A 20,535-nucleotide genomic window follows, 5' to 3' on the forward strand; every position below is an offset into this window, starting at 1 on the left:
CAGAAAGATTGAGGTGACTGCTTTGGGGGCTGCTTCGCAGCCCAGCGGGGATAAATCCCCTCGCCACAAAAGCCGGGGGCAGCCTCAACCTGAGTAAAATCGGCACAAAAAAAGGCGACACCCGCAAGGGTGTCGCCTTTTTCATGGGCGCCGGTTTTGCTTAATCCGGCAGCTTGTAGGCGATCACATAGTCACCCTGCTGGGTGCCCAGGGAACCATGACCACCCGCAACGACCAGCACGTATTGCTTGCCGTCCTTGCCGGTATAGGTCATCGGCGTGGTCTGGGCTCCGGCAGGCAAGCGACCTTCCCACAGTTGCTTGCCGTTCTTCACGTCGTAGGCACGCAGGTACTGGTCGAGGGTGCCGCTCAGGAACGCCAGGCCACTGGCGGTGGTGAAGGTGCCGCCCAGGCTCGGGACGCCCATGCTCAGCGGGATCGGTACCGGAGAGCTGTCGCGCACGGTACCGTTCTTGTGCTTCCACAGGGTCTTGTTGTTGGTCAGGTCCACCGCCGCGACATAACCCCACGCAGGCGCCTGGCAAGGCAGGCCCATGGGCGAAAGCAGCGCTTCGAGGATCACGCCATACGGTGCACCTTTGTTCGGCTGCACGCCTTCGGTTTCGCTCTTGCGACCCGGACCACCGGCCACTTCAGCCGCTGGCACCAGCTTCGACTTGAACGCCATGTAGCTCGGGTTGACGAAAGCGATCTGGCGCACCGGGTCCACCGAAATGCCGCCCCAATCGAACACGCCGAAGTTGCCCGGGTAGACGATCGAGCCTTGCAGCGACGGCGGGGTGAACATGCCGTCATAACGCAGCGACTTGAAGTCGATCCGGCACAGCATCTGATCGAACGGGGTCACGCCCCACATGTCGCTTTCCTTGAGGACCGGCGGCACGAAGTTCAGGTCGGACATCGGTTGGGTCGGCGAAGTGAAGTCGCCCTCCACCGCGCCCTGCGGCACCGGGATTTCCTTGATCGGCACGATCGGCTGACCATTGCTGCGGTCCAGCACGTAGATGCTGCCCTGCTTGGTCGACGCCAGGACAGCGGGTTTCACGCCATCGGCGGTCTTCAGGTCCATCAGGGTCGGTTGACCGCCGACGTCCATGTCCCACAGATCGTGGTGGGTGAACTGGAAGTACCAGCGCACCTTGCCGGTGGCGATGTCCAGGGCGGTCAGGCCGGCAGCGTATTTTTCCGATTCCGGGGTCCGGAAGCCACCGAACTGGTCAGGGGTCTGGTTGCCCATCGGCAGGTAGAGCATGCCGAGTTTTTCATCGACGCTGAACATGGACCACATGTTCGGCGAGTTGCGGGTGTACGTCTTGCCCTCGGCAATCGGCGTGGTGTCGTCGGGGTTGCCACTGTCCCAGTTCCACACCAGCTTGCCGGTGTGCACGTCGTAGGCGCGGATGACACCGCTTGGTTCGTCGGTGGAGACGTTGTCGGTGACGTGGCCGCCGATCACCACCAGGTTCTGGGTGACCGCCGGAGGCGACGTGGAGTAGTAACCCCCCGCGGTGAAACCGCCGATGTTGGCGGTCAGGTCGACCTGGCCCTTGTCGCCGAAGTCTTCGCACATCTTGCCAGTGTCGGCGTTGAGGGCGATCAGGCGAGTGTCGGCGGTGGGCAGGAAAATCCGTCGTGGGCACACGGTACTGGCCGGCGTAGTGCTGGCGGTGCCGGTCGGGCTCTGTTCGGCGGAAGCGTACACGGCGTCATCGTGGTAGGTCACGCCACGGCAGGTCATGTGGGCCCATCCCTTGAAGTTTTCCGCTTTTTGCGTGGAAAGCTTGGGATCGAAACGCCAGATTTCCTTGCCGGTCTCAGGCTCCAGGGCAATCACCTGGCTGTGGGGCGTGCACACGTAAAGCATGCCGTTGACCTTCAGCGGGGTGTTTTCGGCGGTGGTTTCACCTGGGTCGTTCGGCCCTGGCAGGTCGCCCGTGCGATAGGTCCAGGCTTGCTTCAGCTTGCCGACGTTCTCGGGAGTGATCTGCGCCAATGGCGAATAACGGTCGCCATGGGCGCTGCGCCCGTAGGAGTTCCAGTCGCCGTCCGGCATGGCCGGTGCAGTGTTGGTCATGCCCGGTACGGCGTCCCGGTCCAGTTGGCCCTTGATTTCACCCGGGTTGGTAAACTGGCTGGCAAGGGCGGCAACACCGGCGATGACCACGGCGGCGCCCAATGCGCGGGTACCCAGGGTCGAAGCATCGGTGGTCAGCAGCGGGCGGCGGAACCACGGCAGCAACATGACGATGCCCAGGGCAAACAGCATTGCCAGGCGCGGCACCAGTTGCCACCAGTCCAGGCCCACTTCCCACAGTGCCCACACCGTGCTGGCGAACAGCACCAGTGCGTACAGGCCCAAGGCCGCGCGACGGGCCATGATCAGCAGCACGCCGGTCAGCGCCAGGCCGATACCGGCCAGCAGGTAATACAGCGAGCCGCCAAGCGTGCTTAGCTTGACTCCCCCGGCTAGCAGGGCCAGGCCCATCAGTAGAAGCAGAATGCCGAGCAGGCTCGGTAGCAGACGGCTTCGACCCAAAGCACCCTCAGTGCTCATAGTGTGATTCTCCGTGATGTTTTAAGGAGTCCCGCGCAAGTAGTCACTGTAGATGACGATCTTGAGGGGGCATGGTTCAGTTGAAAAAGGCAAATTGGCTGCCGCGATCCCTGTGGGAGCGAGCTTGCTCGCGATGGCGGCGTGTCAGTCGGCTTCAATGTTGAATGTGCAATTGTTATCGCGAGCAAGCTCGCTCCCACAGGAGCTCGCCGAGACAGCGCTGTCTTTCAGGGGCAGGACATCGAGCATTCATCAGATCTTTCAGCAGGAATGAGCTGGACGCTGAGGCCTCGGCACAACAAAGGAAGCGTTTCAGCAGGCGGCGCAAGGATAATGTCCTGTTCTCAATAGAGAAAGGGCTTTTGTTGACATGGATCATCTCGTATTTGGTAACAGTGCGCCTGACCCTGGAGCCTCACGATGAACGCTATGCTTCCACCACAAGGGCACCTCGGCTAAGGTGCGCGGCTTTACACCTTTTCCCACGAAGGCCTCCCATGACCGAACCCAACAACAACCCGCTGCACGGCGTGACGCTGGAACAAATCCTCAACGCCCTCGTGCAGCACTACGAATGGTCGGGCCTGGCTGAACGCATCGATATCCGCTGCTTCAAGAGCGACCCGAGCATCAAGTCGAGCCTGACCTTCCTGCGCAAGACACCGTGGGCGCGGGAGAAGGTCGAACGCCTGTACATCAAGTTGATGCGCACTAAACGGCCGGTCTGAACACCGTGGGGATTGATAAGGGGCCCCACCTCACGTTGCGACAGCGCTTCGTGTCGGTGACGGCGCTGCTGGGCTGGGCGGGGTTGAGCATCCAGCTGTATCTGATCCTGCTGGGTCGCTGGGAACTGGGCGCGAGCCTGCTGGGCGGACTGGTGAGTTTCTTCAGTTTTTTTACGGTGCTGACCAACCTGTGGGTAGCGGTGGTCCTGACCTGGGAACTGACCCCTCGCCCCTCTGCGGCCCGACGCTGGTTCCTGCTGCCCAGCGTATGCAGCGGCGTCGCCGTGAGCATTGCCCTGGTCAGCCTGGCCTACAACCTGCTGCTACGCCACCTCTGGCAACCCGAAGGCTGGCAATTCGTGGCGGACGAGTTGTTGCACGACGTGGTGCCGCTGCTCTACCTCGTCTATTGGTGGCGATGGGTGCCCAAGGGTTCCTTGCGCCTGGGTCACCTCGGGCTGTGGATCCTCTATCCCCTGGTTTACTTCGCCTACATCCTGCTGCGGGGCAATCTGCTGGCGGCCTACCCTTACCCATTCATCGACGTGGCGGACCTGGGTTATCCACAGGTGTTCATCAATGCCGGGGGGATCTTGCTGGGGTTTGTCGCGATTGCGCTGGGGGTGGTGGGGTTGGATCGGTGGCGGGCTCGCTAGGGATTTGTCGCCGATCACTTTTGTGGCGAGGGGATTTATCCCCGCTGGGTTGCGAAGCAACCCCACCGCTGTGGACTCAAATCTGTCTGACACACCGAGTTGTCTGGTTCTGGGGCCGCTTCGCAGCCCAACGGGGATAAATCCCCTCGCCACAGGGGCTGTGTCACAAATGGGGAATTCAAGACCTGGCCGGCAACATCCACACCAACCCACTGGCCTTCGCCCGCTCATGACACAACGCCAGGACACTACGCCGCTCGTCGTTGTCCATCCGGCTCCACCGGGTGATTTCCGCCACGGTGCGCTGGCAGCCGGTGCAGATGTCATCATCGTCCAGCGCGCAGATGTTCACGCAGGGCGAAGGCACCGGGCGTTCAGCCGCGCTCATGATTCCTGCTCGGCCAGGTCGCGGGCGTAGCGCTGGGCGTTGTGCACATAGTGCGCGGCACTGGCCACGAGCATGTTCTTCTGGCCTTCGGTCAATTCCCGTACCACCTTGCCGGGCGAGCCCATCACCAGCGAACCGTCGGGAATCTCCTTGTTCTCGCCGATCAGCGCGTTCGCGCCGATGATGCAGTGCTTGCCGATCTTCGCGCCGTTGAGGATCACCGCGTTGATGCCGATGAGGCTGTAGTCGCCCACCGTACAGCCGTGGAGCATGGCGTTGTGGCCGATGGTCACGCCGGTGCCGATGGTCAGTGGATACCCCATGTCGGTGTGCATCACCGTACCGTCCTGCACATTGCTGTCCTTGCCAATCAGGATCAGCTCGTTGTCACCGCGCAGCACGGCGTTGAACCAGACATTGGCGCCCTCTTCGAGGCGGACCTTGCCCACCAGCGTGGCGTTGGGCGCGACCCAGCTCTGTGGGTGGGTTTCGACACGGGCATCGCCCAGGCGGTATTTCATGGGAATCCTCGGGGCATCAGGTATTGATGAAACTTTTTGGCGGGGTGTGCAGGTCGATATCGGCGTCGTACAGCAGGTTGACCAACTCGACGATCATGATCGCCGTCAGCCCCCAGATCTTGTACCCCTCGAAACGATAGCTGGGCACGTACCAACTGCGCCCCTGGTAATCGATCCGGTGCGTGTGTTCGCGCGGATCCTTGCGGAAAAACTCCAGCGGCACGCTGAAAACCGCCGCGATCTCGGCATCGTTGGCCTGGTATTCGACGTAGTCCGGAATCACCCCGACATACGGCGTGACCTTGATGCCATGCAGGGAAATCAGCGGGCTGAGGGGGCCGATCACTTCCACCAGGCCGGGCGGCAGGCCGATTTCTTCCTCGGCTTCGCGCAGGGCGGTGAAGATCAGGTCCGGGTCTTCCGGGTCGCGACGCCCGCCGGGGAACGCCACTTCGCCGCCATGGGTCGAGAGCCCACTGGCGCGCAGGGTCAGTACCAGCTCAGGTTCTTCGTTGCGGGTTATCGGCACCAGCACCGCGGCTTCAGGGAAACGTCGGTCGGCCTGCAGATCGTGCGGGGTATGGTTGCTTACTCGATGCAGTAGCTCGTCCAGCATGAGACTTCTCGATTTATTCGCTACCTTGCATCATGCACCAATCGTTCAAGCGGCCCAACCCCCGCACCGCCTCGTGTCGCGAAACGACAACTTGCCGACACCGGCCCGCGCACGCCAAGATAGGCGCAGCCTCCAGGAATCCAAGCATGAAATTCTGCAGCCAGTGCGGTAACCCCGTGACCCAGCGCATACCCGAGGGCGACTCGCGCCTGCGCTTCGTCTGCGACACCTGCCACACCATTCATTACCAGAACCCCAACATCGTCGCCGGTTGCATACCGACCTGGGGCAGCCAGGTGCTGTTGTGCCGACGCGCCATCGAACCGCGACGCGGTTATTGGACGCTGCCGGCGGGCTTCATGGAGAACGGTGAAACCGTGGAACAGGCCGCCGAGCGCGAAACCGCCGAGGAAGCCTGCGCCCGGGTTCGCAATCTGCACATCTATACGCTGATCGATGTACCGCACATCAGCCAGGTGCATGTATTCTTCCGCGCCGAACTGGTGGATAAAGAATTTGCCGCAGGGGCAGAAAGCCTTGAGGTGAAACTGTTCGAAGAAGCCGACATACCCTGGGACGAACTGGCATTCCGCACGGTGGGCCGGACCCTGGAGTATTTCTTCGCCGACCGGCGAGCGGAGGCTTACCCGGTGCGATCCGAATCGATCCCACCGTTGGCCCAGCCCGCCAACACCTGAAAACCATTTAGCCGCGACACTTCTAGGGATATCGTTTCAATGCGTTGGTTGCTTGTCCTGTTCTGCCTGTCGTTCACCGCTGTGTCCCAAGCCTCGGCGGTGGGAACCTACAACGGCAAGGTCATCGAAAAAGTGCTGGTGCTCAAGTCCGCCCATCAATTGCAATTGATCAACGACAACAAGCCACTCAAGACCTATCGCATCTCCCTGGGCAAGGGCGCCAAGAAAGGCCCCAAGCTGATCGAAGGCGACAAGCGCACCCCCGAGGGCTTCTATTGGCTGGACTGGCGCAAGACCAGCGACCGCTTCTACCTGTCGATGCACATTTCCTACCCCAACATCAGCGACGCCGCCCGCGCCCGGCGCGAAGGCGTGGAGCCGGGGGGCATGATCATGATCCACGGCACGCCGGATTCGGAAGAGAACCCCGAGCAGTTGTTCCATACGCTGGACTGGACCGACGGCTGCATCGCCATGCGCAACGTCGACATGCGCGAAGTCTGGAACCTGGTGCCGGATGGGACGATGATCGAGATCCGGCCGTAGCATCCGTCTCTTATGTGGCAAACGCTTGTTGAAGCATGAGCGCCTTGCTGTGACATGAGAGCTTTTGTGGCGAGGGGATTTATCCCCGCTGGGCTGCGAAGCGGCCCTAAAGTCACGCCACTCGGTGTGTCAGGCAGATTGAGTCGCCTGCTTTGGGGCTGCTTCGCAGCCCTGCGGGGATAAATCCCCTCGCCACAGGGATCGGTATCGATCAGCCTCTTGTTACAAATCCAAGAACCACAACGCATCCCCTCCCCTATCTTGATCTACCCTCAGAACTGATGCGGTGACTCAAGGCCCTGCCCAGCAGGCCACCCGCAGAATTCACAGTGAGACGTGTCACGTCGAAGCATAGGCAGTCATGACGTATGTGATTCGACAGGGCTTCACCTGCTCAAGATGAGACATCAATCATGACAACTCATAACAGTTTTACACGGACCACCGCAGTTGCTGTGGTGGCGTTGGCGAGTGCGTGGCAGTCAGGTAACGAAGCGTGGGGGGCCGGGGCGCCTACGGATGGAAAAGAGGAGCCGTGGTACACAGCCTGGCTTCAGGTCACGGCAGATCCGAGTGTGGACATCCACAAAACCACGCCATTGTTGCGCTGGCGTACCGACATGGACACGCTCTATCGGGGAGATACGACGGGTCAGGGCCTCGCTGCCTTCGAGAAGGGACTGTTGCCCAAAGCCGTGGGCACTCCCGAGGAGCAATGGGCGTACGACTGGATCATCCACGCGAGCGGAAGCTCGGGGACGGTGTTCAGCAGCACAACGCGCAGCCTGATCTGGGCTCAACATTACGCCTCGAGTGGGTGTACGAGTTCACCGCTCCCCACGGAATCGATCAGGTGCAATCGGGAGGGCCCTTTCCAAAAGAGCAGGAAATCAGCTTCCCGGGCGGGGTCAAGGCGCGCTTCATCAAGCAGGCCTGCCACAAAGACGATCTTTCCAAATGCAGGCCGAACCCAAACTACCGAGAACCCACCGGCCGTGAGTCGATGCAGGACGTCGCCGCGACTTCTATCAACTGGAACCGGCTGAATCCTCCAGAGGGGCTGGCGTGGGTAACGACCAAGCAATCCCTCTGGGCAGTCGGTTCCACGACGATCAACCCCGTGCAGGGCGCGGAGGCGCTTGCCCAAGGGTTACGGGCCAGGGACTCTTCGCCACCCAGTTTGAGATCGGTGCGCAGGCCGGAGTCTCCCCTGGTCGGATCGATCGTTGTAGCATTTGGCGATTATAGCGAGGCAAAACTCTGGGCAACCCAGGAAGCAGAAAACGGTGGATGGGTGTATGAAGTCAGACCCAGCGTCGTGGCGGTGGACTTGTCGGTACCTAGCGCGGGTTCTCGTGAAGGCGCCTTCGCGCTCATCGGCGGTATCAAGGGAGGCCTGTTGATGAATGCACGCCGTTTCGAGAAAGGCGTGAGCCAACCGGTCGAGTGCATTGGCATCGAAAAAGAAGCGTGCCGACTTGAGAACGTCCACCAATAGTTTCAGAGTGCCTGAGGCCTTGAGGCTTGTACGCCTCCCTCGCCACCTCCGTGGCGAGGGAGCTTGCTCCAGCCGGCGCTCCAGTGATGAGGCCAGCCCTTATTGCATCAAACCCGAAGCTCTGCCCGGTCCAGGCATTTGTTCGCCAGCAGCGTGCCCAGCTCGATCATTTGCGCCACGCCCAGTGCCACATGGCGTCGTGAACCTTCCAGGTCGAACGCCAGGTCGCTGAGCATCGCATTGGCAGAGGCCAGGGTTTCGCTGAGGTTGGCCAACATCACTTCGGGATCGACACCGTCGGTCACGGTGAAGAGCTGCGTCGAGGGTTGGGGGGCTGGCTCGCCGTCTTCAAGCTTGAGGTAATGGTCCATCGCTCGGTCGGCGGCTTCTTTCAGTTTTTCGGGGGCGTAGTCGCCGTAAGGGAAGGAAGATGCGGTTTTTGGAGGGTTGGGGGTTTCTTTGATCATTTAGAGCTCCTGATTCAATGGAACCACCACTCTTCGCGGTCAAACAAAAGGTGGCAGCTGTACGCGGGTTGACCGACCGGGAATCAAGAAAACCGGCACGTCCGAAGACGTCCCACGCACAGCCGCCGCGACACGATACCTCAGACGACAGAAAAACGCCTGGGCTAGGTCTTGGAACGCTGGCGCGTATAGATTCTCGGACGGTCAAATCCGGTCCCTGAATGGGCAGCGACATCCAGAGCCTAGGGGGCTTGCTTCTGACGGGCAACCTTAAAAACTTGTCGGAAACTTCGGGGCGTCTGACAGGCCGCTTGCTGGGTCGCAGATGTTTCGCACGTTTTTTTGAGGTATGGGATTGTGTGTATATCCGTTTCTTCGGTGATGGCTGCTGATGGTTCCGCTCTTACAGCGGGTCACTTTTGGAAGAGCCGGGAGCCGGACCAGCCAAAAGTAACCAAAAGCGCTTTGCCCCACCACTCGGTGCCTCGCCTAGGCTCGACATGCCCGAACGCATTTCCCCTGTGGGAGCGGGCTTGCCCGCGAAAGCGTCCTGCCAGCCGGCCAACCTTTCCCTGCCCCCCAACCCCGCAGGCGCAATGCAATCCGGTGTTTCACCATTGCTTGAAAAAACCCTCGATTAAAAATCATCGAACAACGCGTATCTACTGTCAGAAATAACAGGTAACGGATATTTCCGATCAGTGATATCCACCGACCTAGCCCTGCCATTCCTCGACTATTAGCTTGTTACAAGATCAAGCCATAAACCCTCTGCATTCATCTATTCTCAGTCTCACGCAGTGAACCGAGGCGCATCCCAGCGGTGTCTTCGCACTGCGCAATCAGCAGCTAAACTGTCAATTCGAAGAATAGGTCGTAATGAAGTATGTGATTCGATTGGCGTCCTCGTTTCAGGTGAGGTGTCCAAATCATGAGTAGAAGCAACGGTTTTGTACGGGCGGCGACTGTCGCCGTGGTATTGGCAGGCGCCTGGCAAGCGGGCACAGATGCGTGGGCAGCATCCCAGGACCCAGCGCAGCAAGAGGAACCCTGGTATCAAGCCTGGCTTCAGGTCACGGCGGATTCGAGCGTGGATATCCGCAAGACCGCCCCCTCGTTACGCTGGCGGACCGACATGGACACGCTCTATCGGGGCGACACCACCAATCAGGGGTTGGAGGCTTTCCAGGACGGGCTATTGCCCAAATCCGTCGCGTTCCCCGAAGACGAATGGATGTATGACTGGTTCAGCCATGGCGCTGGCGCCCAACGGTCGGTGTATAGCAGCACTACCCGCAATCAACGTATCGCCCAGAGCTTCGCCAACGAATGGGTGTTCGAGTTCAGGGCACCCCATGGCATCGATCAGGAGCAATCGGGCGGACCTATCATAGGTGAGCAAGAGATCAGCTACCCAGGCGGAGTAAAGGGTGTCTTTATCAAACAGGCCTGCAAGAAAACCGATCTGGCCGACTGCGTCACCAACCCGAACTACCGCGAGCCCTCCGGCCACGAGACGATGCAGGAAGTCGCGGCGACGCCCATCGATTGGAGCAAGCTCACGCCATCAGAAGGCCTGCCTTGGATAACGAACAAGGAATCCCTCTGGGCGGTGGGCTCGTCGAGGATTAACCCTGTGCAGGGGGAGGACGCACTCGCACGTGGGTTACGGGCAAGGAGCTCGCAGGCGCCGGTCTTGCGTTGGGCGAGCAGCCCGGAGGCCCCGGGCATTCAATCGGTCGTGGTGGCGTTTCGTGACTATAGCGATGCCAAGATCTGGGCGGTCACGGAAGCAGCAAGCGGCGGCTGGGTGTATGAGGTCAGGCCCAACAGCGTAGCGGTGGATCTGTCAGGGAAGTACACCGGCAACCGTCCAGGCGCCTTCGCATTCATCGGTGGTATCAAAAGCGGGCTGTTGATGAACGCGCGCCGTTTCGAGAAGGGCGTCAGTGAACCGGTCGAATGCATCGGCATCGAGAGAGAGGTTTGTCGCATGGAGCATCGGCATCAGTAGAGGCTAGTGGGCCAGGTGCTGGCCTAGGGATGCTTTCGCGAGCAGGCTCGCTCCCACAAGGGGATTGAGTGCCTATACAAAAGAAGGCCGCCACCCCCTGCTCTGTGGGAGCGAGCCTGATCGCGAAGGCGGCAGTGCTGACCACGACTGATAGCCCGTCCAATAAAAAACCCGCTGAATCCATCAGCGGGTTTTTCATTTCAATCGGCGAAGGATCAGAAATCCTCCAACCGCCACACTTCATAAGCCGGCGTCTCGTAGGGATGGCTTTGCTTCAAGGCTTGCACCACTGCGCCAATCAGCTCATCAGCAACCACCAGCTCGACCTTCCACTCCTCGACCTGCTCGACCTGCCCCGCTTCGCCAATGAACGGCTGGCTGCCGTCCAAAGGGCGAAACTGGCCCAGGCCCAGCACTTGCCAGGCGCAGTGGTCATAGTCGCCGATTCGCCCGCCGCCGCCGGCGAATACGGCGTTTTTGACCTCATCCACATGGCTGGCCGGGACGAAGAAGCAGAGCTTGTACACCGCCTTAGTTCACCCAGACGCGCGCGTTGCGGAACATGCGCATCCATGGCGCGTCCTCGTTCCAGTCGTCCGAACGCCACGAGTTCTGCACCGCGCGGAAGACACGCTCCGGGTGCGGCATCATGATGGTCACACGGCCGTCGCGGCTGGTCAGGCCGGTGATCCCGCGCGGCGAACCGTTCGGGTTGGCCGGGTAGGTTTCGGTGACCTTGCCGTGGTTGTCGACGAAACGCAGCGACACGCAACCGGACAGATCGGCTTCGAGCAAGGCTTCTTCGCTTTCGAATTCCGCATGGCCTTCGCCGTGGGCGATGGCGATCGGCATGCGCGAACCGGCCATGCCCTGCAGGAAGATCGAGTTCGACTCCTGCACCTGGACCATTGCCACGCGCGCTTCGAACTGCTCGGAGCGGTTACGCACGAAGTGCGGCCAGAACTCGCTACCCGGGATCAGCTCGTGCAGGTTGGACATCATCTGGCAACCGTTGCACACGCCGAGGGTAAAGCTGTCGGTACGTTCGAAGAACCCCTGGAACGCATCGCGGGCGCGGCTGTTGAACAGCGCCGACTTGGCCCAGCCTTCACCGGCACCCAGCACGTCGCCGTAGGAGAAGCCGCCGCAGGCGACCATGCCCTTGAAGTCGTTCAGGTCGACACGACCGGCGAGGATATCGCTCATGTGCACGTCGATCGCGTTGAAACCGGCGCGGTCGAACGCGGCCGCCATCTCCACCTGGCCGTTGACGCCCTGCTCGCGCAGGACCGCCACTTGTGGGCGGATGCCTTTCTTGATGTAGGGCGCGGCCACGTCGTGGTTGACGTCGTAGCTGAGCTTGGCGCTCAGGCCCGGGTTGTCTTCTTCCAGCAGCGCGTCGAATTCCTGCTCGGCACACTCGGCGTTGTCGCGCAGGCGCTGGATCTGGTAGCTGGTTTCAGCCCACTGGCGCTGCAACAGGCGGCGCTGGCCTTCGAAGACGGTGTCACCGTTGAACGTGATGTTGATGTGGGCGTTGTTGATCGGCTGGCCGATCACCGAGACGCAATCGGCCAGGCCGGCGGCGCTGAACTGGGCGAGGATGTCCGGCGTGGCGTCCTGGCGAACCTGGATCACGGCACCCAGTTCTTCGTTGAACAGGATGGCCGGGATTTCGGCCTTGGACTCGGCAACGCTGTCGAGGGTCAGGCTCAGGCCGCAGTGACCGGCGAAGGCCATTTCCACCACGGTGGTCAGCAGGCCGCCGTCGGACCGGTCATGGTAGGCCAGCAGGTGACCGTCGGCGTTGAGGCCCTGGATCACGGCGAAGAACGCCTTCAGGTCTTCGGCATCATCGACGTCCGGCGCTTGCGAGCCGAGCTTGCCATGGACCTGGGCCAGGATCGAGGCACCCATGCGGTTCTGGCCACGGCCCAGGTCGATCAGGATCAGGTCGGTGGTGCCCTTGTCCATGCGCAGTTGCGGGGTCAACGTCTGGCGGATGTCGGTGACCGGGGCGAAACCGGTCACGATCAGCGACAGCGGCGAGGTCACGCTCTTGTCCACGCCTTCGTCGTTCCAGCGCGTGGCCATGGACATGGAGTCCTTGCCCACCGGGATGGTGATGCCCAGCTCGGGGCACAGCTCCATGCCGACAGCCTTGACGGTGTCGTACAGGCGGGCGTCTTCACCCGGATGGCCGGCGGCGGACATCCAGTTGGCCGACAGCTTGATGTCGGAAATCTTGCCGATGCGCGACGCCGCGATGTTGGTCAGGGTTTCGCCGATCGCCATGCGGCCCGAGGCCGGGGCGTCCAGCAGCGCCAGTGGCGTGCGCTCGCCCATCGCCATGGCTTCGCCGGTGTAGACGTCGAAGCTGGTGGCGGTCACGGCCACGTCGGCCACCGGCACCTGCCACGGGCCGACCATCTGGTCACGGGCCACGAGGCCGGTGATGGTACGGTCGCCGATGGTGATCAGGAAGCTCTTGCTTGCCACGGCCGGGTGATGCAGGACGCGCTCGATGGACTCGGCGAGATCGAGGGTGGACGGATCGAAGTCGTCGCCCAGCTCGGTTTCCCGAACGGCCGAACGGTGCATGCGCGGGGCCTTGCCCAGCAACACTTCCAGGGGCATGTCCACCGGGTTGTTGCCAAAGTGGCTGTCGGTCACGGTCAGTTGCGGCTCGGCGGTGGCTTCACCCACCACGGCGAACGGGCAGCGCTCGCGCTCGCAAATGGCCTGGAAGCGTTCGAAGTCGGCCGGGCCGACCGCCAGGACATAACGCTCCTGGGATTCGTTGCTCCAGATTTCGTGCGGGGCCATGCCCGGCTCGTCGTTCGGAATGTTGCGCAGTTCGAAGCGGCCACCGCGGCCACCGTCGTTGACCAGTTCCGGGAAGGCGTTGGACAGGCCACCCGCACCGACGTCGTGGATGAAGCTGATGGGGTTGTGTTCACCCAACTGCCAGCAACGGTCGATGACTTCCTGGCAACGGCGCTCCATTTCCGGGTTTTCCCGCTGGACCGAGGCGAAGTCCAGGTCGGCCGAGCTGGTGCCGGTGGCCATGGACGAAGCGGCGCCGCCACCCAGGCCGATCAACATGGCCGGGCCGCCGAGGACGATCAGCTTGGAACCGACCAGGATCTCGCCTTTCTGCACGTGGTCGGCGCGGATATTGCCCATGCCGCCCGCCAGCATGATCGGCTTGTGGTAGCCGCGCACTTCTTCGCCACGGGGCGTGGTGATGGATTGTTCGAAGGTACGGAAGTAGCCGGTCAGGGCCGGACGGCCGAATTCGTTGTTGAACGCCGCGCCTCCCAGGGGGCCTTCGATCATGATGTCGAGGGCGTTGACGATGCGCTCCGGCTTACCGTAGGGCTTTTCCCACGGCTGTTCGAAGCCCGGGATCTGCAGGTTCGACACGGTGAACCCCGTCAGGCCGGCCTTGGGCTTGGCACCACGCCCGGTGGCGCCTTCGTCGCGGATCTCGCCGCCGGAACCGGTGGACGCGCCCGGGAACGGCGCAATGGCGGTCGGGTGGTTGTGGGTCTCGACCTTCATCAGGATGTGCACCGGCTCCTGGACCGCACCGTACTGGCGGGTCTCAGGGTTCGGGTAGAAACGCCCGGCAACGTTGCCGACGATCACCGCCGCGTTGTCCTTGTAGGCCGACAGCACACCTTCGTTGTGCATCTGGTAGGTGTTCTTGATCATGCCGAACAGGCTTTTTTCCTGGCTCTGGCCGTCAATGTCCCAACTGGCGTTGAAGATCTTGTGGCGGCAGTGCTCGGAGTTGGCCTGGGCGAACATCATCAGTTCGATGTCGTGGGGGTTGCGCTTCAAGCCCTGGAAGGCGTTGACCAGGTAATCGATCTCGTCCTCGGCCAGGGCCAGGCCCAGTTCGGCGTTGGCTTTTTCCAGCGCGGCACGGCCGCCGCCCAGTACGTCGATGGCGGTCAGCGGCTTGGGTTCGGCGTGGCTGAACAGACCCGCGGCCTGTTCCAGGTTGCCCAGCACGACCTGGGTCATGCGGTCATGCAGGCCTTCGGCGATCAACTGGGCCTCGGCCTCGCTGAACTCACCGGCGACATAAAAGGCAATGCCGCGCTCCAGGCGCTGGATTTTCGCCAGGCCGCAGTTGCGGGCAATGTCGCTGGCCTTGCTCGACCACGGCGAAATGGTGCCGAAACGCGGCAGCACCAGGAACAGGCGACCGGCCGGCTCCTGGACAGGAACGCTGGGACCGTACTTCAGAAGGCGCGCAAGCACCTGCTGTTCGTCGCCGGTCAAACCGCCGGTGACTTCGGCGAAGTGAGCGAATTCAGCATACAAGCCACTGACAGCCGGAACCTTCTGGCTCAGTTGCTCAAGGAGTTTGCTGTGGCGAAAGGCAGAAAGGGCAGGAGCGCCGCGCAGGATCAACATCTTCGGGACAGCCTCGGGAAGGGGGTGTGCTTTGAGGCCGTGCATTCTAGCCTAAACCGCCGACAACGGCACCCGAAACGGCACGCGCGGTGCTGGCCGGATGTCGGTCTTTGCGTGCGCGGCGGTATTGGACACATGAGCCGGGGTTCGCGCAGAGATATTTTTCAACGACGCAAAGCCCGCCGCACGCCGGCCGGCCGGTGTTGCGGACATGTTTTGCAACCGCTAGCAGACTGGCCTTTTGCTGTCGAGATATGGCGGTAGGGGCCGTTTGCGTATACTGCGCAGATGTTTTCCCCAACGGCTTTGCGTCCGCGATACGCCAAATGGCTGTTCGCAACCGGACTCTTCCTGGTGCTCAGTGGTTGTGTTGAGAAACCCAACACACTGGAGCGCGTAAAGGAGGATGGCGTGCTGCGGGTGGTTACCCGAAACAGCCCCGCCACCTACTTCCAGGATCGCAATGGTGAAACCGGCTTCGAATACGAGCTGGTGAAGCGCTTCGCCGACGATTTGGGGGTGGAGCTGAAGATCGAGACCGCCGACAACCTCGACGCCCTGTTCAGCCAGGTCGGCAAACCCAACGGACCGGTACTGGCGGCCGCAGGCCTGGTCAGCAGCGAAGAGCGAAAGAAGCAGGTGCGGTTCTCCCGCTCCTATCTGGAAGTCACCCCGCAGGTCATCTACCGCAACGGCCAGTCACGCCCCACCGACGCGGCCGCCCTGGCGGGCAAGAAGATCATGGTGCTCAAGGGCAGCACCCACGCCGAACAGCTGGCACAGTTGAAACAGCAGTATCCTGGCATCGAATACGAAGAATCCGACGCAGTCGAGGTTGTCGACCTGCTGCGCATGGTGGATGAGGGCCAGATCGACCTGACGCTGGTGGATTCCAACGAAGTGGCGATGAACCAGGTGTACTTCCCCAACGTGCGCGTGGCTTTCGACCTGGGCGATGCCCGCAGCCAGAGCTGGGCAGTGGCCTCAGGCGAGGACAACAGCCTGCTCAACGAGATCAACAGCTACCTGGACAAGGTGCAGAAGAACGGCACCCTGCAGCGCCTTAAGGACCGTTATTACGGGCACGTTGACGTCCTCGGCTACATGGGCGCCACCACGTTCGCCCAACACTTGCAGCAACGATTGCCCAAATACGAACAACATTTCAAGGCCTACGCCAAGAAAGAGAAGGTCGACTGGCGCCTGCTGGCCGCGATCGGCTATCAGGAATCGCTGTGGCAACCGACGGTCACGTCCAAGACCGGCGTGCGCGGCCTAATGATGCTGACCCAGAACACCGCCCAGGCCATGGGCGTGTCCAACCGACTGGACCCGAAGCAAAGCATCATGGGCGGTGCCAAGTACCTGGCCTCCATGAAGGAGCAGTTGGACGACAGCATCGAGGAGCCCGACCGCACCTGGTTCGCCCTCGCCGCCTATAACGTCGGCAGCGGTCACCTGGATGACGCCCGCAAACTGGCGGCCAAGGAAGGGCTGAACCCGAACAAGTGGCTGGATGTGAAAAAGATCCTGCCGCGCCTGTCCCAGAAACAGTGGTACAGCAAGACACGCTACGGCTACGCCCGGGGCGGCGAACCGGTGCATTTCGTGGCGAACATACGTCGCTACTACGACATCCTGACCTGGGTGACGCAGCCACAGCTCGAAGGCGACCAGGTGGCCGAGGGCAACCTGCATGTGCCGGGCGTGGACAAGAGCAAGCCGAACCAGGAATCCCCGCAGCTCTGACAGCTGTACACCATCCCGATGCTGCGATGAATCTGTGGCGAGGGGATTTATCCCCGCTGGGCTGCGCAGCAGCCCCAAAGCTATCAACTCAATCTGCCTGACACACCGAGGCGCCAGATTTTAGGGCTGCTTCGCAGCCCTACGGGGATAAATCCCCTCGCCACAGATAAATCCCCTCGCCACAATGAATCAAGCAGGCCTTAGATGAGCAGGCATATTGAGTTATGTGGTGGCATCAGGGTTTCGCGGCCGCCAGGATCAACGCCTTCATTTCCGCCACCGCCGACTTGAACCCGACGAACAACGCATGGGCCACCAGCGCGTGGCCGATGTTCAGCTCGTTGATGCCCTTGATGGCCGCAACGGCTTCGACGTTGTGGTAGTGCAGGCCATGGCCGGCGTTGACGATCAGGCCTTGGGCCAGGCCAAAGGCGACGCCGTCGGCGACCCGCTGCAGCTCATCGGCCACATCCGTGGGCGTCTCGGCATCGGCGTAACGGCCCGTGTGCAGCTCGATGGCCGGCGCGCCAACACGCTTGGAAGCCTCGATCTGCCGTTCGTCGGCATCAATGAACAGCGATACCTCGGCACCGATCTTCGACAGACGTTCCACCGCCTGGCTGATCCGAGACTCCTGCCCCGCGACATCGAGGCCGCCTTCGGTGGTCAGCTCCTGACGCGTCTCCGGCACCAGGCAGATGTGCGCCGGGCGGATGCGCTCGGCGAACGCCATCATTTCTTCGGTCACGCCCATTTCGAAGTTCATGCGGGTTTGCAGCACGTCCTTGAGCAGCAGCACGTCGCGCTCCTGGATGTGGCGACGGTCTTCACGCAGGTGCACGGTGATGCCGTCGGCCCCCGCTTCTTCCGCGTCCAGTGCGGCCTTGACCGGATCCGGATAACGCGTACCGCGGGCCTGGCGCAGGGTGGCGACATGGTCGATGTTCACGCCGAGAAGAATGCGATTGCTGGTGCTCACGAAAAGGCTCCTGAATGGACAAATAAGTCGGCCCACAGCATACGGGTTGATCAGGGCTTGCGAAACAGCTCGCGACTGACCAGTGGCCGACCGCCCAGATGCACGGCCAAGGCCTGGCGCATCAGCCGCTTGGCCGCCGACAAGGCGCCCGGCGCACTCCAGTCGGCCTCGGCCATGGCCAGCAGCTCGGCGCCGTTGAACAGCCCCGGTTGCAGCAGGTAGACCTGCTCCAGGCCGGCATCCACTTGCAAGCGGTAGAGGCCATCGGCAGCGATAGGCTCGCCGTGCAGGTCGGTGCTCAGGGCGAAGCCATAGCCCAGGTCATCCAGCAGACGCCATTCGAAGGAACGCAGCAGCGGCTCCAGTGGACGGCCTTCGGCCAGGGCCAGCAACGTCGCGGCGTAGTGGTCGAAGACAGCCGGATGGGGATCTTCGGCGGGCAGCAGGCGGATCAGCAGTTCATTGAGGTACAAGCCGCTGAACAACGCTTCGCCGTTGAGCCAGGCGGCGACGCCATTGCTCTCCATGCGCCCGACGCTCTTCAACTCGCCCCGGCCACGGAACTCGACGTCCAGCGGCACGAACGGCCGCGCCAACGTCCCGGCCTTGCCACGCGCCCCCCGCAACACCGCCCGCAGCCGACCTTGGGGCGTGAGGAAGTCCACCAGGGCGCTGCTTTCGCGGTAGGCGCGGCTGTGGAGGACGTAGGCGGATTGGCCGGTGGGTTGAGTTGGGGGCATGGGAATCAGAGTTCTCAATGGACGAGCAGAGTTTTTAAACAGCCCCAAACCAATGTGGGAGCGAGCTTGCTCGCGATAACGGTCTGTCAGTCAACATCCATGTTGAACATCAGGCCCTCATCGCGAGCAAGCTCGCTCCCACAATGGTTCTCGGTATATCCAGTCAGCTGATCAGAGGTCGCCGTAACCCAACGAACGCAACGCCCGCTCGTCGTCGGACCAGCCGCCCTTCACCTTGACCCACAGGTTGAGCATGATCTTGGAGTCGAACAGCAGCTCCATGTCCTTGCGCGCCTCGGTGCCGATGCGCTTGATGCGCTCGCCCTTGTCGCCAATGATGATTTTTTTCTGGCCGTCACGTTCGACGAGGATCAAGGCATGGATGTGCAGGGTCTTGCCCTGTTGCTTGAACTCTTCGATCTCGACCGTGATCTGGTACGGCAGCTCGGCGCCCATCTGGCGCATGATTTTCTCGCGCACCAGTTCGGCGGCGAGGAAACGGCTGCTGCGGTCGGTGATCTGGTCTTCGGGAAAGAAGTGATCGTTTTCCGGCAGGTGCTCGGCAATCACCCGCTCCAGCGCGTCGAGGTTATGACCGTGCTGGGCAGAGATGGGGATGATCTGGGCGTTGGGCAACTGTTCCTGCAACCAGGTCAGGTGCGGCATCAGTTCAGCCTTGTCTTCGATACGATCGGTCTTGTTCAGCGCCACGATCAAGGGGCCTGTCACGTACTGGACGCGCTCGAGGACCATCTGGTCTTCTTCGGTCCACTTGGTGCGATCGACCACGAAGATCACCACATCGACGTCTTTCAGCGCCGCCGAGGCGGTCTTGTTCATGTAGCGGTTCAGGGCCTTCTCGCCACCCTTGTGCATGCCCGGGGTGTCGACGTAGATCGCCTGCACGGCGCCTTCGGTCTTGATGCCCAGCATGTTGTGGCGGGTGGTCTGGGGCTTGCGCGAGGTGATTGCCAGCTTCTGGCCCAGGATGTGGTTCAGCAGCGTGGACTTGCCCACGTTCGGCCGACCGACAATGGCGACATAGCCGCAGCGGGTGACGGTTGTATCAGTCATTGCCATTCTCCACGCCCAGGGCAATCAATGCTGCGGCAGCCGCTACCTGTTCGGCAATACGACGACTCACACCCTGACCCCGGCTTTTTTCATTCAATAGGACCACTTCGCATTCGACGAAGAAGGTACGGCAATGCGGCTCACCCTGGATATCCACGACTTCGTAGCGCGGTAGCTCGCAACTGCGCGATTGCAGGAATTCCTGCAAACGAGTCTTCGGGTCCTTGTTGGTGTCCACCAGCGTCAGGCTGTCGATCTCGGACGTCAGCCAGGCCAGCACACGTTCACGCGCCATTTCCATGCCTGAGTCCAGATAGATCGCGCCAATCAACGCTTCCAGGGCATCGGCAAGAATCGACTCGCGACGGAAACCGCCGCTTTTCAATTCACCGGAGCCCAGGCGCAGGTAGTCGCCCAGGTCGAAACCACGGGCCAGTACGGCCAGGGTCTCACCTTTTACCAACCGTGCGCGCAAACGCGACAACTGGCCTTCGCGGGCCAGCGGGAAACGCTCGAACAGCGCCTCGCCAGCGACGAAGTTGAGGATGGCGTCACCGAGGAATTCCAGGCGTTCGTTGTTGCGCCCGGCAAAACTGCGGTGAGTGAGGGCCAGGAGCATCAGGTCCGGGTCCTTGAAGGTGTAGCCGAGCTGACGCTCGAGACGGCTTAGAGAAACGCTCACGGTTTACCCACGCTGAGTTCGTGGCTGGATTCCACCGCCACGGCGGCAAGGCACCGTTGGCTTGGGACAATTAACGCTGTGTTCAAAAATGACGTCCTGACTATCGTTGGCTTCATGCCTCCGGGCAACCTTGTGCAGGCTCCAGAAAAGCATTCGGCGCTGTGTTCAACAGCGCC

General features: G+C 61.6%; 18 protein-coding genes. 7 read left to right on the top strand and 11 right to left on the bottom strand.

From position 1 onward, the window contains the following. Nucleotides 1–160: 160 nt before the first annotated feature. Nucleotides 161–2,575, bottom strand: coding sequence for a glucose/quinate/shikimate family membrane-bound PQQ-dependent dehydrogenase (locus ACMTA2_RS26470; protein WP_413792445.1), 2,415 nt, complete (start codon nucleotides 2,573–2,575; stop codon nucleotides 161–163). A gap of 497 nt (nucleotides 2,576–3,072) precedes the next feature. Here ACMTA2_RS26470 and ACMTA2_RS26475 point away from each other — a divergent pair, with 497 nt between their 5' ends. Beyond that, nucleotides 3,073–3,303, top strand: coding sequence for a VF530 family protein (locus ACMTA2_RS26475; RefSeq protein WP_003205228.1), 231 nt, complete (start codon nucleotides 3,073–3,075; stop codon nucleotides 3,301–3,303). Between the two features lie 5 nt (nucleotides 3,304–3,308). Then, nucleotides 3,309–3,959: a Pr6Pr family membrane protein gene (locus ACMTA2_RS26480; protein WP_413792446.1), complete on the top strand. Its 651-nt coding sequence runs from the start codon at nucleotides 3,309–3,311 to the stop codon at nucleotides 3,957–3,959. 178 nt (nucleotides 3,960–4,137) lie between these two features. Here the strand turns inward: ACMTA2_RS26480 and ACMTA2_RS26485 are convergent, their stop codons facing one another. The 3 genes from ACMTA2_RS26485 to ACMTA2_RS26495 are packed head-to-tail and all read right to left on the bottom strand — an operon-like array spanning nucleotide 4,138 to nucleotide 5,484. Beyond that, nucleotides 4,138–4,347 carry a DUF1289 domain-containing protein gene (locus ACMTA2_RS26485; protein WP_413792447.1) on the bottom strand — a complete coding sequence of 70 codons (210 nt, stop codon included), beginning with the start codon at nucleotides 4,345–4,347 and terminating at the stop codon, nucleotides 4,138–4,140. Next, nucleotides 4,344–4,868, bottom strand: a complete 525-nt coding sequence (locus tag ACMTA2_RS26490; protein WP_413792448.1) for a gamma carbonic anhydrase family protein — start codon at nucleotides 4,866–4,868, stop codon at nucleotides 4,344–4,346. Before ACMTA2_RS26490 ends, ACMTA2_RS26485 begins: the two co-directional genes overlap by 4 nt. A 16-nt stretch (nucleotides 4,869–4,884) precedes the next feature. After that, nucleotides 4,885–5,484, bottom strand: coding sequence for a CoA pyrophosphatase (locus ACMTA2_RS26495; protein ID WP_413792449.1), 600 nt, complete (start codon nucleotides 5,482–5,484; stop codon nucleotides 4,885–4,887). A 146-nt stretch (nucleotides 5,485–5,630) separates the two neighbouring features. Between ACMTA2_RS26495 and ACMTA2_RS26500 the strand changes: the two genes are divergently transcribed. The 3 genes from ACMTA2_RS26500 (at nucleotide 5,631) to ACMTA2_RS26510 (ending at nucleotide 8,226) form a co-directional block, all read left to right on the top strand. Continuing rightward, a complete protein-coding gene (locus ACMTA2_RS26500) occupies nucleotides 5,631–6,182 on the top strand; it encodes an NUDIX hydrolase (protein ID WP_413792450.1) in 552 nt (183 codons plus the stop codon). Between the two features lie 39 nt (nucleotides 6,183–6,221). Next, nucleotides 6,222–6,728: a L,D-transpeptidase family protein gene (locus tag ACMTA2_RS26505; RefSeq protein WP_413792451.1), complete on the top strand. Its 507-nt coding sequence runs from the start codon at nucleotides 6,222–6,224 to the stop codon at nucleotides 6,726–6,728. A 715-nt stretch (nucleotides 6,729–7,443) separates the two neighbouring features. Next, nucleotides 7,444–8,226: a scabin-related ADP-ribosyltransferase gene (locus ACMTA2_RS26510; RefSeq protein ID WP_413792452.1), complete on the top strand. Its 783-nt coding sequence runs from the start codon at nucleotides 7,444–7,446 to the stop codon at nucleotides 8,224–8,226. Between the two features lie 107 nt (nucleotides 8,227–8,333). On the opposite strand, the gene ACMTA2_RS26515 is transcribed toward ACMTA2_RS26510, so the two are convergent. Next, complete coding sequence (locus ACMTA2_RS26515; RefSeq protein ID WP_413792453.1) at nucleotides 8,334–8,693, bottom strand: DUF6124 family protein; 360 nt, start codon at nucleotides 8,691–8,693, stop codon at nucleotides 8,334–8,336. A gap of 931 nt (nucleotides 8,694–9,624) precedes the next feature. Between ACMTA2_RS26515 and ACMTA2_RS26520 the strand changes: the two genes are divergently transcribed. Beyond that, nucleotides 9,625–10,707: a scabin-related ADP-ribosyltransferase gene (locus ACMTA2_RS26520; protein WP_413792454.1), complete on the top strand. Its 1,083-nt coding sequence runs from the start codon at nucleotides 9,625–9,627 to the stop codon at nucleotides 10,705–10,707. A gap of 215 nt (nucleotides 10,708–10,922) precedes the next feature. On the opposite strand, the gene ACMTA2_RS26525 is transcribed toward ACMTA2_RS26520, so the two are convergent. After that, nucleotides 10,923–11,234 carry a YqfO family protein gene (locus ACMTA2_RS26525; RefSeq protein WP_413792455.1) on the bottom strand — a complete coding sequence of 104 codons (312 nt, stop codon included), beginning with the start codon at nucleotides 11,232–11,234 and terminating at the stop codon, nucleotides 10,923–10,925. 4 nt (nucleotides 11,235–11,238) lie between these two features. Then, nucleotides 11,239–15,135 carry a phosphoribosylformylglycinamidine synthase gene (purL, locus tag ACMTA2_RS26530; RefSeq protein WP_413792456.1) on the bottom strand — a complete coding sequence of 1,299 codons (3,897 nt, stop codon included), beginning with the start codon at nucleotides 15,133–15,135 and terminating at the stop codon, nucleotides 11,239–11,241. 288 nt (nucleotides 15,136–15,423) lie between these two features. On the opposite strand from purL, the gene mltF reads away from it, so the two are divergent. Beyond that, nucleotides 15,424–16,884, top strand: coding sequence for a membrane-bound lytic murein transglycosylase MltF (gene mltF, locus ACMTA2_RS26535; protein ID WP_413792457.1), 1,461 nt, complete (start codon nucleotides 15,424–15,426; stop codon nucleotides 16,882–16,884). Between the two features lie 235 nt (nucleotides 16,885–17,119). Here the strand turns inward: mltF and pdxJ are convergent, their stop codons facing one another. From pdxJ to rnc, 4 genes are all read right to left on the bottom strand, one after another. Then, on the bottom strand, nucleotides 17,120–17,863 hold the full coding sequence (gene pdxJ, locus ACMTA2_RS26540) for a pyridoxine 5'-phosphate synthase (RefSeq protein WP_413792458.1): 744 nt from the start codon (nucleotides 17,861–17,863) through the stop codon (nucleotides 17,120–17,122). Between the two features lie 50 nt (nucleotides 17,864–17,913). Then, nucleotides 17,914–18,603 carry a DNA repair protein RecO gene (gene recO / locus ACMTA2_RS26545; protein ID WP_413792459.1) on the bottom strand — a complete coding sequence of 230 codons (690 nt, stop codon included), beginning with the start codon at nucleotides 18,601–18,603 and terminating at the stop codon, nucleotides 17,914–17,916. A gap of 171 nt (nucleotides 18,604–18,774) precedes the next feature. After that, nucleotides 18,775–19,677, bottom strand: a complete 903-nt coding sequence (gene era / locus ACMTA2_RS26550; protein WP_003205264.1) for a GTPase Era — start codon at nucleotides 19,675–19,677, stop codon at nucleotides 18,775–18,777. Continuing rightward, a complete protein-coding gene (rnc, locus tag ACMTA2_RS26555; protein ID WP_186705175.1) occupies nucleotides 19,670–20,359 on the bottom strand; it encodes a ribonuclease III in 690 nt (229 codons plus the stop codon). The genes era and rnc overlap by 8 nt, the downstream gene beginning before the upstream one ends. Nucleotides 20,360–20,535 lie beyond the last annotated feature (176 nt).

The organism is Pseudomonas medicaginis (genome assembly GCF_965119365.1).
GTDB lineage: Bacteria > Pseudomonadota > Gammaproteobacteria > Pseudomonadales > Pseudomonadaceae > Aquipseudomonas.